Raw genomic sequence first — 16787 nt, 5'->3', positions numbered from 1 at the left:
ATGAGTAAAAAAAACATCAGCGACAAGAAGAGTACCAAACTTGAAGCTCTTTTAAGTGAACCATTTAACCCTCTTATAAGATGGGGATTGTCTATTGTGATAGTATTTCTATCCTTTACAATGTTTTTATATTTGTCCAAAACAACAGTTACCAAATATGTTATACATCCATATAAATGTTACGAAACCCAGCAGAATAATTTAAGAACAATAACGGTATATACCCAACAGCAGTTACCCCAATGGGTGAGCAAACAAAAAAAAGTTGCCGTGTGTAGTATCGACTATAGCCAACCTCTAAAAGGAGACATTGTTTCAATTTTAAAATATCATAATAAATTTATTATTATATTAAGAATAGAGGATGGGCAAAACATTATTGCAGATAGTTACTATTTGGTTTTTTCAAAAGAGCAATCTTATTTAAGTATAATATTTGCAACTTTAAAGGCATCTAATATAATTCCTAAATAATTTTGTAAATATTTAACAAGTTGAAGTTTTATATCATACGCAAGAAGGATACCCTATTCTTTAATAAGATGAACTAATTATACCTTTATCAGATGGGCAAGATTAGGATCTGTTTTGATGCGGATTGTTTCAGAGTCCACAAGGGATAGCACGTCTTGCTTAACATGCCTATAGTTGGCTTCGATGGTCTCTTGGAGATTGTCGGAGTCGGTTTCGTTTTTGAAGTCTGCAATGATGGGGATAGGCTCGTAATCCTTGGTTTCGGCAGATACCTTGGCAACATTCACGACAATTTCTGCATGAAAAATCTTTTGGTCAATACGCTCATCGAAGTTGTCGGATACAGCACCTACAAACATACCTTGTGTGAGGTTTGAAATTTTACTTGCAGGGATGAGACTATCCATTTGTGTGGAGATAGATGTCGATTTGTCGTTCCGGTTGATGGTCATCGACTGCCGTTGTTGAAGTACTTTACCGAAACGCTCTGATAACGTCTTAGCTGTTTCGCCTACTACTTGCCCACTAAACACATTCCCCACTGTGTTCTGTATCACCTTGCTTTCCTTATCCCCATAGTCGCGGGTAAGCTGAGAAAAATCTTGAAAGCCCAAACAAACTGCCACTTTATTGCTTCGAGCTGTAGCTATTAGGTTATCCAATCCACGAAAGTAGATAGTCGGCAACTCGTCGATAATCACTGATGATTTGAGTTGCTTCTTCTTGTTGATGAGCTTCACAATACGGCTGTTGTAAAGTCCGAGTGCCGCCGAATAGATGTTCTGGCGGTCAGGATTGTTACCTACAACAAGCACCTTCGGCTCATTGGGATTGTTAATATCAAGTGAAAAATCATCACCCGTCATCACCCAATAAAGGGCAGGGCTTATCATACGAGATAGCGGTATCTTGGCACTGGCTATCTGTCCCTGCAACTGATCCTGTGCTCCACCTTCCCAAGCGTCCATAAAGGGAGAAAGATAGTTGGCAAGTTCATCGTAGGAAGTGAGTATCGGAAATATCTGTGCGTAGGGACGGTTCAGGAACTCTATTGCATGGGGAAAGGTACAATACTTTCCATTCTCATATATCTTCAGAAACCAGATAATTGCAGCCAGCAAGATAATCGGAGACTCCACGAAGAAATCTCCCTGCTTTTGTATCCACGAGCGGTTTAGGTTAAGCATAATGGTATAGGCACTCTCGTAGGCATCTGATATATCCGTCATAAAGGCAGGATTGATGGGATTGCAACGGTGGCTTCTGCGTGGATCGTCAAAGTTGATAACATAGAACTGGGGCTTCACCTTGTATGCATCCAAGTGATTAAGTAGGTGATTATAAGCAATCTCAGAAAGGTCGGGAAACTTATAATCGTAGATATACATGGCAAAGCCTTTCTCAATCTGCTGCTTGATGTAGTTGTTTACGATAGCGTAGGACTTACCCGACCCCGGTGTGCCGAGTACCATTGAAGCACGGAAGGGATTGACTACGTTAATCCAGCCCTTATTCCATTTCTTCTTATAGTAAAAACGTGTGGGGAGATTGACGGAATACTCATTCTCCATCAATCGTGTTTCCTGCATGAAACTCTCGTTCTCTGTGTTGAAAACATCGTCCATTAAATTATTCTTCAATAGTCGGCTCACCCATACGCCACCCATCAGCAGGCAGATATAGCCAACGGAAAGCGTGAAGATGTAGAGCGAAGCTGCCCCGACCTTGCCGATGGGCAATGCCAGCAGCCACCAATTGATAAAGAAAAAGACGAAGCCTGAGAAAAGCACCGTCCAAATCTTCGACCATGTTATTTTCTCCTCCTTCACGCCTTTCGTCCCTAAACAGGATAGTGCAAGGAATACCACGCAAAAGAGTTTTGTCCAGAGGATAGACGAAAACAATCCTGTGGTACGCTGGAAGTTCATCAGTATCTTATCCACAATGCCGAGCGTAAAGCCCCATGTATGGAACGCCTCGTAGCAGAACCAATAACAGTTGATAAGGAGAAATATCACTGATATGCCCCTCATAAAGTCCATGACTTTACCTAATGCCCTTAAATCATCTTCCTGTGCCATAATCGTATTGTTTTTGGGAAGCCTCCCCCAACCCCTCCTAAGGAGGGGAGATAGAAATGCTCGTTTGTTTAATGTTTTCTTCGCCTAAGATTTACCTTACTTTGTCTGCGGAGTTTACGCTGCCATGCCGCTTCTTTCCAATCATCATTGCCTGTAGATGTGAAAGAACCATCCACCATATCCTCGATGAGTTCATCAACAAGGTTGTCGCATTCCTCTGTATTTAGGTGCAAAGATTCATTTGTAGTTGTCTGCTCCAAGCGTTCTGAAGGACTGCCATACAACGCTTCATCCAAGAATGGATTGTGTGTTGGATTGGATAAATACGCATTAAATACATTGGCAGAATATCCTTTACCCAATCGGGAACCGTTGAGCGCAATTCCCTCATTATCGTCAATAAAGGTAATGCCATAGATACGTCTACTTTCGTTTTTTCGGATTACCACACGCAAGACTTGTTCTTCCAATCTGCTCCGCAGCTCTTTCTCTGTTTGTGGAGAGGTGCGCATAGCTTGTAACACCTTGTTCCTTATGGTTGGTATCAGCGGCTTGATGGCTTGCTTTGATCTTTGCATCCTGTTCTGCACGGCTGTATAGCCCACACCACGTCCAATGTCCGAGGCGTGAATGGGCGTGCTCACCTTATTTCCTTTGTCATCGGTAGGTACATAAACCAGTCCATCATACTGTTTACCCCTATACTCGGTCTTTACCTCTTCTACGGCGAGATTATATCGGGAGAGTATGGCGTTTAGCTCACCCAAGGAGCAGAATGAATAATGCTTCATAGCAGAACGAACAGTGTTTGCCACCTGTTCCTTGATATTCCCTTGCATAACATCGACTTTTGGCGTTTCTGTTGTCGGCTTCTCACTGACCTTTGAACTTGGAATGAGGTTATATTTCTTTTCCAAAGCATCAGTAATCTTTTTGCTTCGTCTGCCCTCATACTTGTCATTGATTTTTCTGCCTTTGCTATCCACTCGAAGCGAAACGATGTGAATATGCTCACGTGCAATATCATTATGTTTGAACACGATATAGGGTTGCTTGCCATAGCCAAGTTCTTCCATATACTCCTTGGCTATCTGTGTGAGTTGCTCATCGGATAGTTTCTCGTCCGGGTGCGGATTGAGCGAGCAATGAAATACCATTTTCTTGGTACGGCAGTTCTTGGGTATCAATGCCTCCATATCAGCAAGCACGTCCTCCATCGTATAAGTTCCCTCTTTGTCCTGATACAATTCAGTGGCAAGGAGAATGCTTGCTTCTCCTTTTTCAACCTTTTTGAAGTTGTAGCCGATTGCCCCTCCAAGGTTTTCCGTTGCAGAAATCTTCACTATCATTTCCTGCGGTAATCTATGGTAAGACTGATAGCCTGCTCCTGCAAGGCAATGATTTGAGCCGACAATTTCTCCAACTTCTCAAGCAGGATCTGTGCAGTCTTCACGCTATGATAGCTGTTTATGGCACGCACGGTTTGGTTATAGAGCACACCAATTTTATGGATTTGTGCCGTCAGTTCGGAGAGTTTACGGTAGTATTCCACGGCGGATTTATCCACCGTAATCACCTTGAAATTCTCTCCGAGAATACGACCACGCACAAAATCCGACTTGGTCTGCGCCCCTGAACGCTGAAACAAATCAATCGCTCGCTGCTGGTCTTTGGGGTTGGGAAGACGGGTGTCCCATCTGTCCCATCGTTCAATCTTATCATTCACTGTCTTTCCTTTTTGTAATTACGACTTTGGAGTAATTCTCCCCCCTTCGGGGCAAGGGTCTTTGTCGGCAGAAACGGAGTTTGTCGGACAAAGACACACCTTGCCAATATCAAGAACTGATACGTTTGAAGTATCCACCCTTGTGGGGTGTCTGCTTCGGGATATTACCTCCATGTATTATTCTCGCCTGCAAAGTTACGGCGGATTTTCAAATATCTCATTATCAATGATATTCACTCTTTTCCCTTGCATTTCCCTGCACTTCATCGCTGTAATAAAATCAGCAGAAATATCATTTATTTTGCAGTCAGAACGAGCGAACAATGGTATGATAACACAAGCAAAAGATATATCATATTACCGCCTGCTTGCACCAAAGATGACAAGAAGGAACAATACATATTCATAACAATTTATTGTCATGACAAACTATTGTCAATACAACAAATTGTAAGAACTTGAAATCGTCCTTTTGGACTATCGCCCGAACCATACGCAGTCAGAGCAAACTGTCTGCTGATAACTCTTAATAATGAGAGAATATCCAAACATCAAATAGACAAATAATATGAACTAAGAAATTATCATTATGGAGAACAAAGAACAACGCCCCCTTTTTCTGGGCTTCTCTTCCCAAAAGGGAGGAGTGGGAAAAAGTACTCTTGCCGAAATCGTAAGCAGCATATTGTACTACGAGCAAGGCATCAACCTCTTCGTGATGGACTGCGACCTGTCGCAAGACTCTTTCTACAAACTGAGGGAACGTGAGAAAAGTATCGTTCAGGAGGGCGAAGAGCTTTCCAAATCCATGCAGGAGTACTTTCATCACCTTGGCAAAAAAGCATACAGAATTTACAAGTCTGCACCCAAGGAAGCCGTCAGGACTGCACGAAGTAAAATCGACGGTATCAGCAACGAGAAGTACCAGTTGGTTATATTTGATTTCCCGGGACATGCTGGAACAACCGAACTGATGGAACTGTCCCTTCAGATGGACTATATCCTTTCTCCGATTGAAGCCGATATTCAGTCGCTGGTTTCATGTCTGGCATACGCCAAGACTATCACGGAGATTGGAGTTTCGATGTCCGACTCTCGGATAAAGGACATTATCCTGTTCTGGAACAAGGTGGACAGAAGAGTAAGGAACATCATCATCGATGAATATACAAAGCTCATCCATGAATACGAACTCACGCTCCTGCCCGGCTATGTATATGCCACGCACCGCTTCTCTCACGAACTTTCCACATACGGACTGCGCGGAGTGTTCCGCTCTACCTATCAGCCTCCTGCAAGGGGATTACGAACGGGTACGGGGCTGGACGAACTCGTCAATGAGATAATTCAACGTCTCAAACTAAAAACGAAAACAGAAAATGGCAACGATTGAGGAAAGAAAGCAACAGCTGGAAAACAAGCTGAAGAAAATGGCAGAGGACAATGTCGTGGTGAAACCTGTCACGATACCAAACTCCTTCGACCCTTCCGAGGATACTGAGTCCTCCCCAGCAACATCAGGGGAGGAAGACAATAAATTAGAAGAGACGAAAGAAACGAAAACAGCAAAAGAAAAACCGGTAGATGAAATAGAAAGAGAGGAAACGATGAACATGGAACAGAAACGGGAAAGGAAGCCGAGAATGGAAAAGCCCGGCGTGTCCTCCCTTTCCATAGAGGACTACCGTTCCCTGTACTTTCATCCCGTCCGCTCCCAAATGCGGACAGCCTTCTCCATTAATCTGGAAACGCTGCAGAACCTGCGCAACGTGTTGCAGGACTTGGGGGAGCGTGTTTCCATAGCCGCATATATAGACAACATTCTTAGGGAACACCTGCGTGAACATTTGGAATTGCTCAACAGTGCGGCAGCAAAGCAAAGACGCAAGACAACTATAACACTATGATGGAAACAATACTTTTCAGTTTTATACTGATACTCATCATCATTTGGATAATGCTGGGTATCCTGTACTTCTATATGCGGTATGTATCTCCGTATGGCATCCTTATCAAGAAAAATAAAAAGGGCAATGAGCAGACTAAGGAGAATGAAGCGACGAAGGAAAAAGACGGACAAAAAGGAGAAGGAAAAGAAGATCAAGCCGAGTTTGTACTGATTGGCAAAAGCCGTTCCATTTCCCCTATTATCCCACAAGTTCCCTCTGCTTCTTCATCTGAAAATTCAGAGCAGAATAGTAATAATTTTGCACCTCAGAACTCCGAAAAGAAAGAGGACATGAAGGAAGGGGACAACGAGATGGACGTTGATTTCGAGATGGAGCGAGTTGATGAGAATGAGGTCGCCCGTGAGGAATTAATTCTGCCCATTGAGTCCACATCGGACGAAACCGAGATGTCAGGGCAGTCCGTCCTCGCACGTGACTTAGTCCGCCTGCAAAAGTGGGCAAAGAACAGTGAGGAGGCTGATGAGGAAGAAGTCAAAGAGACAGTTCGGCAGCTTCAAGACTCTGACCTATTGGATAAGTACAAAGAAAACATCGCCAAGATGCTGGGTGAACAAGCCTCGCTATTGGAGAAAATCCGTAAGGCGGAAGAAAAGGAAGATCAGAGTGCTCAACCAGCAATGCCTTCATCACAAGACCCAACACCTCCTGTTTCTGGCATATCTGACACAGCAGTGGGCGATGCTGACGATAGACCGCTGTCCTATTATCTGTAAAAATGGTTTCTTGATTTTCATATTTCGGAGGAATGCAGGGGTTGCTCAAAAGTAAAATAATCAGCCAATATCTATCATACGATAAAACCGAGCCACCCCTGACACCTCCACAAGAAGACAATTCGTTTAACAACTTAAAATAAACAGCAAAATGAACAACAAAAAAATCACAATGATGCTGCTCCTGACGGCACTGACCACCGCAGCAGCGTACGCACAGGGAAACGGTATGGCAGGTATCAACGAAGCCACAAAAATGGTAACCTCCTACTTCGACCCGGGTACGAAACTCATCTATGCCATCGGTGCCGTAGTGGGTCTTATCGGAGGAATAAAAGTATACAACAAGTTCTCAAGTGGCGACCCCGATACGAGCAAGACAGCCGCTTCTTGGTTCGGTGCGTGTATCTTCCTGATTGTGGCTGCCACCATCTTACGTTCCTTCTTCCTGTAAACGATGGCACAGTGGGAAATCAATAAAGGTGTAGGTCGGACGGTAGAGTTCAAGGGTTTGAAGGCGCAATATCTCTTCCTATTTGCGGGAGGACTGTTGGCGGTCTTCTTTCTCGTGGTGGTGCTCTATCTCTGTGGCATCGACCAGATAGTCTGCCTCGGTCTTGGCTTAGTGGGTGCAACACTCGTTGTGTGGCAAACGTTCGCCATGAACCGCAAGTACGGCAGATACGGACTGATGAAGCAGGGATCCATTAAGATGCACCCGCGCTACCTCTTGAACCGCCGTACCGTCTTTCACCTTATCCGTAACCTCAAACCAAAACGCAAGGCATAATGAGAAACAACAGTAAAATCACGACCTTGGAAGCGAAGTTCCCGCTACTCTCCATCGAGCAGGGTTGTATGGTGAGCAAGGATGCCGACATCACGGTAGCTTTCCGTGTGGAGCTGCCCGAACTCTTCACCGTTACCTCCGCCGAATACGAGGCGATGCACTCGGCATGGCACAAGGCAATCAAGGTGCTTCCCAACTATACCATCGTGCATAAGCAGGACTGGTTTATCAAGGAACGTTACCAACCAAAGATGGCAGAAAGCGGACTTAGTTTCCTCTCACGTGCATCTAACCGACATTTTAACGAGCGTCCTTTCCTGCACCACTCAGTCTATCTCTTTCTAACCAAGACCAACAAGCAGCGTATGCAGCGACAGAGCAATTTTTCCTCGCTCTGCCGTGGGCACTTGCTCCCCAAGGAGATTACCGACAAGGAGGAAGTGGTCAAGTTTATGGAAGCGGTGGACCAGTTCGAGCGTATCATCAACGACACGGAGCAAATCCGGCTCACCCGTATGAAGGAGGAGGATTTGGTGGGGACAGCCGAGAAGGGCGGACTCTTAGACCGCTACTTCTCCCTTTCTGAAGAAGGACACGCTTCTTTGGAAGACATACGATTAGGAGCAGACCTTGTGCGTATAGGGGATAATCGCCTTTGCCTACATACGCTGTCAGACACGGACGACCTGCCTACAAGTGTTTCCACAGACACACGCTATGAGCGACTATCAACGGACAGAAGCGACTGCCGACTGTCCTTTGCCGCTCCCGTTGGCTTGTTGCTGCCCTGCAACCATATCTATAATCAGTACCTCTTCATCGAGGACAGTGATGATAACCTGCAAAGGTTTGAGAAGCAGGCACGCAACATGCACTCGCTTGCAAGATACAGCAGAAGCAATCAGATTAACGAAGAGTGGATACAGGAGTATCTCAACGTAGCCCACTCGCAGGGGTTGACCTCCATTCGTGCCCACTTCAATGTGCTGGCATGGAGCGATGACAAGGAGGAGCTTCGCAACATCAAGAATGATGTGGGCAGCGCGTTGGCACTGATGGAGTGCAAGCCACGCCACAACACCGTTGATACGGCTACCCTCTATTGGGCGGGTATTCCCGGCAATGCCGCCGACTTTCCAAGTGAGGAGAGTTTCTATACCTTTATCGAGCCGGCTCTCTGTTTCTTCACGGCAGAGACCAACTACAAGGACTCGCTCTCTCCCTTCGGCATCAAAATGGCTGACCGACTTTCGGGCAAGCCAATCCACTTGGACATTTCCGACCTGCCGATGAAGAAAGGTATCATTACCAACCGCAACAAGTTCATTCTCGGTCCTTCAGGTAGTGGCAAGTCTTTCTTTACCAACCACATGGTACGCCAGTATTACGAGCAAGGGGCGCACGTGCTTTTGGTCGATACGGGTAACAGCTATCAAGGCTTGTGCGAGCTTATCCACCGCAAGACCAAGGGCGAGGACGGTGTTTATTTCACCTATACCGATGAGCATCCTATCTCTTTTAATCCTTTCTTCACCGATGATTACTTCTTTGACGTGGAGAAAAGAGAAAGTATCTGCACCTTATTGCTTACGCTTTGGAAGAGTGCCGATGAACATATTACCAAGACAGAAGCAGGCGAACTTGGTTCTGCCGTCAACACCTACATCGAACTTATCAGGACGGATCACACCATCGTTCCCTGCTTCAACACCTTCTATGAGTATCTTCGTGATGTGTATCGGGAGGATATGGAGCATCGGGACATTAAGGTAACGCTCTCTGACTTCAATATCAATAACCTCCTAACGACACTCAAGCAGTATTATAAAGGTGGCAGGTATGACTTCCTGCTGAACTCGGACAAGAACATCGACCTGCTCTCGAAACGTTTCATCGTCTTTGAAATCGACCAAGTGAAGGACAACAAGGATTTGTTTCCTGTCGTAACGATTATCATCATGGAAGCTTTCATTAACAAGATGCGCCGATTAAAAGGCATCCGCAAGATGATTCTCATCGAGGAAGCATGGAAGGCGATTGCATCCGCTAATATGGCAGACTATATAAAATATTTATATAAGACGGTCAGAAAGTATTTCGGGGAAGCCATCGTCGTGACACAGGAGGTGGACGACATCATTCAGTCGCCCATTGTCAAAGAGAGTATCATCAACAACTCCGACTGCAAAATCCTGCTTGACCAGCGCAAGTACATGACCAAGTTTGACGGCATACAAGCCATGCTCGGACTCTCCGAAAAGGAGAAGAGTCAGATACTTTCCATCAATCAAAACAATGACCCGAATCGACTCTACAAGGAAGTGTGGATAGGCTTGGGCGGTATGCAGAGTGCTGTCTATGCTACGGAAGTGAGCATGGAGGAATACCTGACCTATACCACTGAGGAAACCGAGAAGGTGGAGGTGATGAACAGGGCAGCACAGCTTGGTGGGGACATCGAAACGGCTATCAGGCAGTTGGCAAGTGAAAAACGGGAGAAAAGAAAGTAATTTTTCAACAACTTAAATATGACAACAACAATGAAAAAACAAGTTTTTATGCTACTTACCGCTTTGACTTTATTCTGCGGTGGTCAGGCACACGCACAATGGGTAGTAACCGACCCGGGCAACTTTGCGGGTAACATCGCCAATTCCGTCAAGGAAATCGCCACCGCCTCGAAGACGGTGAAGAACACCTTGGACGGCTTCAAAGAGGTAGAGAAACTCTACAACGACACGAAGAAGTATTACGACGATTTGCGTAAAATCAAGAACTTAATCGGTGATGCCTATAAAGTAAAAGAATGTATCCTGATGGTGGGCGACATCTCGGAGATTTACGTTACCTCGTACAAGAAGATGCTCTCAGACAAGAACTTCCGTCCTTCGGAACTTGCTGCTATGGCTTCCGGCTATACCAAGTTATTGGAATTGAGCGGAGAGAGTCTGAAGGAGTTGAAGTCCGTTGCCAAATCGGGGGTGTTCTCCATGAACGACCACGAGCGTATGCAGCAGATAGACCATATCTATACCACGCTGCGTGAATATCGCTCGCTGGTATCTTACTACACCCGTAAGAACATATCGGTGAGCTTCGTGCGTGCCAGAGAGAAGGGAGAACTGAGCGAGGTAAAATCTCTCTACGGTAATATGGCAAGCCGCTATTGGTAATCAAGTAAGGAAAGGACAAACTTATGGATTTTGCCAGTTTACACGATTTGCTCCGCTCGACCTATGACGAGATGATGCCGCTTTGTTCGGATATGACAGGTGTGGCAAAGGGGATTGCGGGCTTGGGCGCGCTCTTCTATATTGCACTGAGGGTATGGGCTTCGCTTGCCCGTGCCGAGGCAATCGACGTGTTTCCGCTCCTACGTCCCTTTGTGATTGGTTTTTGCATTATGTTTTTCCCTACGATAGTGCTTGGCACAATGAATGGCGTACTCTCCCCAATCGTCAAGGGTACGGAAATGATGGTGGACAAGCAGGAGGGGACGCTTGCCAAACTTATAGCACAAAGGGATAAGTTGCAGGAGGAAGCCTATCTGCGCAACCCCGAAACGGCATTTTTGGTATCGAATGAAGCCTTTGACCAAAAGATAGAAGAGATGGGCATCGTCGGTCCGGAGGATGCCATAACCATTGCTGGGATGTATGCGGAACGCTCTGCCTACCAAATGAAACAATGGATTTTGAAATGTGTCCACGATATTATGGAAATACTCTTCCACGCTGCGGGATTGATTATTGACACGCTGCGCACTTTCATTCTGATTGTACTCTCCATTCTTGGCCCCGTCGTTTTCGGCATTGCCGTATGGGACGGACTGTCTGGGTCGATGACGGCTTGGTTTTCTCGCTATATATCGGTGTATCTATGGCTACCGGTGAGCAGCATCTTGACCGCCCTTCTGACAAAGATACAAGTGCTGATGGTGCAGAAAGATATTGAAACCCTTAGCGACCCGAATTTCCTCCCCGATGCGGGCAGTTGGTATCACATCGTCTTCTTCCTCATCGGTATCGTGGGCTACTTCTGTGTGCCTACGGTGGCAGGCTGGATTATCGAAGCAGGTGGCGGCATCGGCTCATACGGTCGTAACGTCAATCAGACGGCTCAGCGTGGAGCGCAGGGCGCATACACCGGAGGCAAGTATTTGGCAGGTGGAGCAGGAGCCGTTGCAGGCAACGCCATCGGACGTATCAAGGGTGCATTACTCAAAGGTAAATAACAAAAAACGAAAAAACAATGGAATTCAAATCACTCACCAATATCGAGACCTCATTCCGTCAGATAAGGCTCTATGCCTTTGTCTTTGCCATCGTATGCGTGGCGGTCAGCGGATACGCCGTCTATGCCTCTTACAGCTTTGCCAAAGAGCAGCGAGAGAAAATCTATGTGCTTGACCAAGGAAAGTCCTTGATGCTCGCACTGAGTCAGGATGCAAGCAAGAACCGACCTGTGGAAGCGAGGGAACACGTCCGCCGTTTCCATGAACTGTTCTTCACCATCGCACCCGATAAGGATGCCATCGAGAAGAACATGGAGCGTGCCTTCCTGCTATGCGATAAGTCGGCTTTCAATTATTACAAGGACTTGGCGGAAAAGGGCTATTACAACCGTGCCATTTCAGGCAATGTCAATCAACGCATTGAGGTGGACTCCATCTGCTGCAACTTTGAGGTCTATCCCTACGAGGTAACGACCTACGCCCGTCAGTTCATCGTGCGACCGAGCAACATCACGGAGCGTAACCTGATTACGACTTGTACGCTGCAAAACTCCGTCCGCTCGGACAACAATCCGCAGGGTTTCCTGATGGAACAGTTTATGGTGCGACAGAATCAGGACGTGCAAACTTATAAACGATAGATGATGAGAACGAAAGTATTACTTGGGAAATATTATGTCCGTGCGCACTTGTGGCTTCGCCACCGGTGTGATGGACTGAGCATTAGACAGCGTAAGATAGTTGTCTATGGACTTAGTACGATATACTTCATCGGCTCGTGCGTAATGATAGCGCAGTTTTTCCTGCCGCATGACAAGGAGGAACTGCCTATCCCAAAGATGGGCAAGCTGATAGATAGTCCTGTTAGGACGGACAGTTTGCATCGGCATATTATCAACTTAAAACATGATTACAACAATGAATTTGGACAATAAACAGAAAGAATATCTCAAGAAAGGACTGGTCTTCGGTGGGCTGGGACTGCTTTTCGCCCTCTCGATGTGGTTCATCTTTGCCCCGTCGGACAAGGACAAGAGTGCGGCGCAGCAGGGACTGAACGACAGCATACCGCAGGCGACCACCGAACAGTTGACGGGAAACAAACTCAAAGCCTACGAATTGGGCGACAAGAGCCGCCATGACGAACAGACACGCGAGGAGATGGGCAGGCTTTCGGATTACTTTGATAGTAATACCGCCCCCTCGGAAAGCGAGCGTGCGGAAGCAGCCGCTTCGACGGCAAAGATTGAAAGTTCGATGCACCGCTATGAGGAGAACAACCGCCTGTTGAACTCTTTTTATGCGCCCGACCCCAATGAGCAGGAGCGAGAGGCACTGCGCTCGGAGTTGGACAACCTCAAAAAGGAATTGGCATCAAAGAATGAGAACGAGGATGCGGAGGAGAAGCGACAGCTCGCCCTGATGGAAAAGAGTTACCAAATGGCGGCGAAGTATCTGCCACAGTCTTCTTCGACTACCACTGCTGCCAATGCTTTTACACCCGCAAAGGAAAAAGGTACTTTGGAAACATCGGCAACAAAACAAGCGTCTTCAACGGGTTCTCTCCCTGCAATGGAGGTGTTGGCAGAACGTAAGCAGGTGGTGTCTTCGCTCAACCAGCCGCAATCTGACGAGGATTTTATCAAGGAATATGGCACAAAACCTCGCAATTTAGGCTTTCATTCGCTCACGAGTACGGTTTCTGCCGTACCCTGCAACACGCTTAGCGTGGTGGTGGACAGGACGGCAACACTGAAGGAGGGCGACAATGTGGCGTTGCGCCTGCTTGAAACTGCCAAAGTGCAGGGCTTGCACATTCCTCGCCAAAGCCGACTCATCGCGAGGGCTAAGATTGAGGGCAACCGCCTGCACCTGCTCGTTAAGAGCATTGAAGTGAAGGGACGGATTATTGCCGTGAAGCTCTCGGCATACGATACGGACGGACAGGAGGGGGTATTCATTCCCGGTTCGGAGGACATCAACGCTCTCAAAGAGGTGGGAGCAAACATTGGAGGATCGATGGGAACTTCCTTCACCTTTGCTTCCTCTGCCAAAGACCAAATCATCTCGGAGGCGGCACGTGGGGTGATGCAGGGCGCAAGCCAGCTGCTCCAAAAGAAACTCCGCACCGTCAAGGTAACACTTAAAGGCGGCTACCGCATGTTCTTGGTTCAGTCAAAATAAGCATATCAATCAATAAAAATAGCAATAACAAAATAATAACAACAATGAAAAAATGGATTTTTTCGGCTGTCCTGCTTGCCACGATGGGAGCGTCAGCCACTGCACAGACAACGACTTCAACGCTCACGCCCGACCGTCCGCTCTCATCGGGAGAACTCTTTCAAGGGATGAGCAAGGCAATTCCGAATGGACGCATCGTCCTGCCTTACGGCTTGGAAGTTACTTTTGAAAAGACGGTGCATTTGATTTTTCCATCGGCTGTCCGCTATGTGGATTTGGGTTCACAGAACATCATCGCCGGCAAGGCGGAGGATGCGGAGAACGTGCTGCGTGTAAAGGCTGCCGTCAAGGACTTTGAGACGGAGACCAACATGAGCGTGATTTGCGAGGACGGCTCATTTTATGCTTTCAACGTGAAATATGCCGATGAGCCGGAGAAGCTGAGCGTGGAGATGAAGGACTTTCTGTCGCCCGTCGAGGGACGTTTGCCGAGCAACAGTGCGGACATCTACTTCAAGGAACTCGGCAACGAGTCGCCCGTGCTTGTCAAACTGATGATGCAGACCATCTATCAGAATGACAAACGCTATATCAAGCACATCGGGGCGCACCAGTTCGGTATGAAGTTCCTGCTGCGTGGACTGTATGCGCACAATGGCTTGCTCTACTTCCACACCCGCATGGAGAACGAGACCAATATGCCGTACTCGGTGGACTTCATTACGTTCAAGGTGGTGGATAAGAAGGTGGCGAAACGCACTGCCATTCAGGAACAGGTGCTGCAACCACTCCGTGCCTATCATCAGGTGAACTACATCAAGGGAAGGCACACAGAAAGTTCGGTGTTCGCCTTGGAGCAGTTCTCTCTTTCAGAAGATAAGCAGCTTGAAGTGACGCTTTATGAGCATAATGGTGGACGAACGCTTACCTTCTATGTCGATCCACAAGATTTACTTTTGGCTCAGAAGATTGATAACCTCAAACTTAAATGGTAATGAAGAAGTATCTCTTTTTATTGGCTTGTGCGGTGGCTTCGATGCTGCCGGCACAAGCGCAAAGACTGATTCCGAAGCAAAAGGGAATAGAAGTCATGGGCAGTCAGCCAATCGTCAAGGGCGAAAAACTCTTTGTCAAGGATAACTTCGGTCTGGGCTTTTCGCTCACTCGCTATCTGAAGCGTGAGAATTATTCATTTCTTACGGTAGAATATGAGCAACAAAATATGCCGTATCGCAGCTATGATGTGAAACTCAAAGATGCCTTCGTGCATTTGGGTTATATGCAGCCTATTGTTTCTGACAATGGTAAAAATGTATTTGCCTATGCTGGAATATCCGCTTTGGGTGGCTATGAGGAACTTAACGAAGATAAGAAACTACTTCTTGATGGCGCAAAACTACTCGATGACTCTCACTTCGTCTATGGTGGAGCGGTGCATCTATCCATAGAATGTTTCTTATCGGACAATGTGCTGTTGCTACTCAAAGGACAGGGACGCATACTCTTTGGTACGGATGTTCATCATTTTCGCCCTGCTGTATCGGCAGGAATCAGGTTTAATCTATAAATGTAGGGAACAATGAAAAAGAAAATTTTTAATAGTATATGGGTAATGGGAGTGCTAACCCTTGCCGTGTTTTGTTTATCTGCTTGTGATAGGGAGTTGGATGTTCAGCAGTGTTATCCGTTCACTGTCGAGACGATGCCTGTCCAGAAGGACATCGTCAAGGGACAGACGGCAGAAATCAGGTGTACACTCAAACGTGAAGGCGACTTTGCCGACACTCGCTACACCATCAGATATTTCCAATCGGACGGGAAAGGAACGCTAAGAATGGACAATGGGACGGTTTTCAAGCCCAACGACCGCTATCCGCTCACCAAGGAGGTGTTTCGACTCTATTACACCTCCGCTTCCACAGACCGACAAACCATTGATGTGTATGTGGAGGACAACTTCGGGCAGACCGTTAAACTGTCATTTAATTTCAACAATGAAAAGAATGAGGACACGCCAAAAGTGATAGAAAAAGTACCTATACGACAATGAATTTCGCCAAGACAATCCTATCATTTTGTTTGCTTTTAATGTGTTTCCAGCCATTGTCAGCTCAGAGTAAGCGGAGACGGCTTGCCGATCTTCCGCCCTTTGAGCGGGCGGTGGTCTGTATCAAGTATTTTGAGGGAATGCACAGCAGGAAAGATTATCCATACGTTGGGTATGGGCATCAGCTATTGCCGGGTGAACATTTTTCTTCCAATATGTCAGAATGGCAAGCGGATTCGCTGCTTCGGTTAGACCTTATGAAACGTTTGATGGTATTTAAGGACTATGGCAAAGATGCATTGTTACTTGCCGTGCTATCATATAATGTTGGTGTTGGGCAAATATTGGGTTATGGCAAATACCCTAAAAGTCAGTTATTACGTAAGATAGAAGCAGGAAATCGGAATTTCTATAAGGAGTATGTGGCATTTTGTAGATATAAGGGGAAGGTGCTGCGTGGATTGGTAAAACGCAGACAAATAGAATACTACTTGTTTAAGGTAAAATAATGATAAAAGCATTTATTCACACAAAAAAAGTGGTAGTTATTTGGTATTTATAGTAAACA

20 protein-coding genes are annotated in these 16787 nt (G+C 46.4%); 17 read left to right on the top strand and 3 right to left on the bottom strand.

Translation table 11 applies throughout. From position 1 onward, the window contains the following. A complete protein-coding gene (locus tag HMPREF9018_RS03995; RefSeq protein WP_008448466.1) occupies positions 1-474 on the top strand; it encodes a hypothetical protein in 474 nt (157 codons plus the stop codon). 77 nt (positions 475-551) lie between these two features. Here the strand turns inward: HMPREF9018_RS03995 and mobC are convergent, their stop codons facing one another. The 3 genes from mobC to HMPREF9018_RS03980 all read right to left on the bottom strand — a co-directional run bounded on the left by mobC (position 552) and on the right by HMPREF9018_RS03980 (position 4281). Then, entirely contained in the window at positions 552-2555 is a 2004-nt protein-coding gene (gene mobC / locus HMPREF9018_RS03990; RefSeq protein WP_008448440.1) for a conjugal transfer protein MobC, read from the bottom strand. 68 nt (positions 2556-2623) lie between these two features. Beyond that, positions 2624-3904 (bottom strand): conjugal transfer protein MobB, encoded by a 1281-nt coding sequence (mobB, locus tag HMPREF9018_RS03985; RefSeq protein WP_008448459.1) that lies wholly within the window; start codon positions 3902-3904, stop codon positions 2624-2626. Then, the gene (locus HMPREF9018_RS03980) at positions 3901-4281 is read right to left on the bottom strand and encodes a plasmid mobilization protein (RefSeq protein WP_008448480.1); all 381 of its coding nucleotides are present in this window, start codon (positions 4279-4281) and stop codon (positions 3901-3903) included. Before HMPREF9018_RS03980 ends, mobB begins: the two co-directional genes overlap by 4 nt. On the opposite strand from HMPREF9018_RS03980, the gene HMPREF9018_RS10980 reads away from it, so the two are divergent. The 16 genes from HMPREF9018_RS10980 to HMPREF9018_RS03905 all read left to right on the top strand — a co-directional run bounded on the left by HMPREF9018_RS10980 (position 4226) and on the right by HMPREF9018_RS03905 (position 16728). Then, entirely contained in the window at positions 4226-4690 is a 465-nt protein-coding gene (locus HMPREF9018_RS10980) for a hypothetical protein (protein ID WP_198506722.1), read from the top strand. The genes HMPREF9018_RS03980 and HMPREF9018_RS10980 overlap by 56 nt on opposite strands. 180 nt (positions 4691-4870) lie before the next feature. After that, positions 4871-5674, top strand: coding sequence for a division plane positioning ATPase MipZ (locus HMPREF9018_RS03975; RefSeq protein WP_008448474.1), 804 nt, complete (start codon positions 4871-4873; stop codon positions 5672-5674). Next, a complete protein-coding gene (locus tag HMPREF9018_RS03970) occupies positions 5661-6188 on the top strand; it encodes a DUF3408 domain-containing protein (protein ID WP_008448461.1) in 528 nt (175 codons plus the stop codon). Before HMPREF9018_RS03975 ends, HMPREF9018_RS03970 begins: the two co-directional genes overlap by 14 nt. After that, complete coding sequence (locus HMPREF9018_RS03965; RefSeq protein WP_039864315.1) at positions 6185-6964, top strand: hypothetical protein; 780 nt, start codon at positions 6185-6187, stop codon at positions 6962-6964. The genes HMPREF9018_RS03970 and HMPREF9018_RS03965 overlap by 4 nt, the downstream gene beginning before the upstream one ends. Positions 6965-7115: 151 nt before the next feature. Continuing rightward, complete coding sequence (locus HMPREF9018_RS03960) at positions 7116-7418, top strand: DUF4134 domain-containing protein (RefSeq protein ID WP_008448479.1); 303 nt, start codon at positions 7116-7118, stop codon at positions 7416-7418. Between the two features lie 3 nt (positions 7419-7421). Continuing rightward, positions 7422-7754 carry a DUF4133 domain-containing protein gene (locus HMPREF9018_RS03955; RefSeq protein WP_036885181.1) on the top strand — a complete coding sequence of 111 codons (333 nt, stop codon included), beginning with the start codon at positions 7422-7424 and terminating at the stop codon, positions 7752-7754. Continuing rightward, entirely contained in the window at positions 7754-10264 is a 2511-nt protein-coding gene (locus tag HMPREF9018_RS03950) for a TraG family conjugative transposon ATPase (RefSeq protein WP_008448469.1), read from the top strand. The genes HMPREF9018_RS03955 and HMPREF9018_RS03950 overlap by 1 nt, the downstream gene beginning before the upstream one ends. A gap of 30 nt (positions 10265-10294) precedes the next feature. Beyond that, positions 10295-10927: a DUF4141 domain-containing protein gene (locus HMPREF9018_RS03945; RefSeq protein ID WP_004339676.1), complete on the top strand. Its 633-nt coding sequence runs from the start codon at positions 10295-10297 to the stop codon at positions 10925-10927. Between the two features lie 23 nt (positions 10928-10950). Beyond that, positions 10951-11988, top strand: a complete 1038-nt coding sequence (gene traJ / locus HMPREF9018_RS03940) for a conjugative transposon protein TraJ (protein ID WP_008448442.1) — start codon at positions 10951-10953, stop codon at positions 11986-11988. Between the two features lie 17 nt (positions 11989-12005). Continuing rightward, positions 12006-12629, top strand: coding sequence for a conjugative transposon protein TraK (gene traK, locus HMPREF9018_RS03935; protein ID WP_008448470.1), 624 nt, complete (start codon positions 12006-12008; stop codon positions 12627-12629). Next, entirely contained in the window at positions 12630-12923 is a 294-nt protein-coding gene (locus tag HMPREF9018_RS11230; RefSeq protein ID WP_039864306.1) for a hypothetical protein, read from the top strand. Further along, positions 12913-14172 carry a conjugative transposon protein TraM gene (traM, locus tag HMPREF9018_RS03925; protein WP_039864323.1) on the top strand — a complete coding sequence of 420 codons (1260 nt, stop codon included), beginning with the start codon at positions 12913-12915 and terminating at the stop codon, positions 14170-14172. Before HMPREF9018_RS11230 ends, traM begins: the two co-directional genes overlap by 11 nt. A 44-nt stretch (positions 14173-14216) precedes the next feature. Next, positions 14217-15167: a conjugative transposon protein TraN gene (gene traN / locus HMPREF9018_RS03920; protein WP_008448477.1), complete on the top strand. Its 951-nt coding sequence runs from the start codon at positions 14217-14219 to the stop codon at positions 15165-15167. Further along, positions 15161-15739: a conjugal transfer protein TraO gene (locus HMPREF9018_RS03915; RefSeq protein ID WP_008448447.1), complete on the top strand. Its 579-nt coding sequence runs from the start codon at positions 15161-15163 to the stop codon at positions 15737-15739. The genes traN and HMPREF9018_RS03915 overlap by 7 nt, the downstream gene beginning before the upstream one ends. Before the next feature lie 12 nt (positions 15740-15751). Further along, positions 15752-16222: a DUF3872 domain-containing protein gene (locus HMPREF9018_RS03910; protein ID WP_008448482.1), complete on the top strand. Its 471-nt coding sequence runs from the start codon at positions 15752-15754 to the stop codon at positions 16220-16222. Next, a complete protein-coding gene (locus HMPREF9018_RS03905; RefSeq protein ID WP_008448455.1) occupies positions 16219-16728 on the top strand; it encodes a glycoside hydrolase family protein in 510 nt (169 codons plus the stop codon). Before HMPREF9018_RS03910 ends, HMPREF9018_RS03905 begins: the two co-directional genes overlap by 4 nt. Positions 16729-16787 lie beyond the last annotated feature (59 nt).

It is taken from the genome of Prevotella amnii CRIS 21A-A, from assembly GCF_000177355.1.
In the GTDB taxonomy this organism is placed as follows: domain Bacteria; phylum Bacteroidota; class Bacteroidia; order Bacteroidales; family Bacteroidaceae; genus Prevotella; species Prevotella amnii.
Note: the sequence above shows the minus strand (reverse complement) of the source record. Positions and strands in the feature narration are given on the sequence as shown.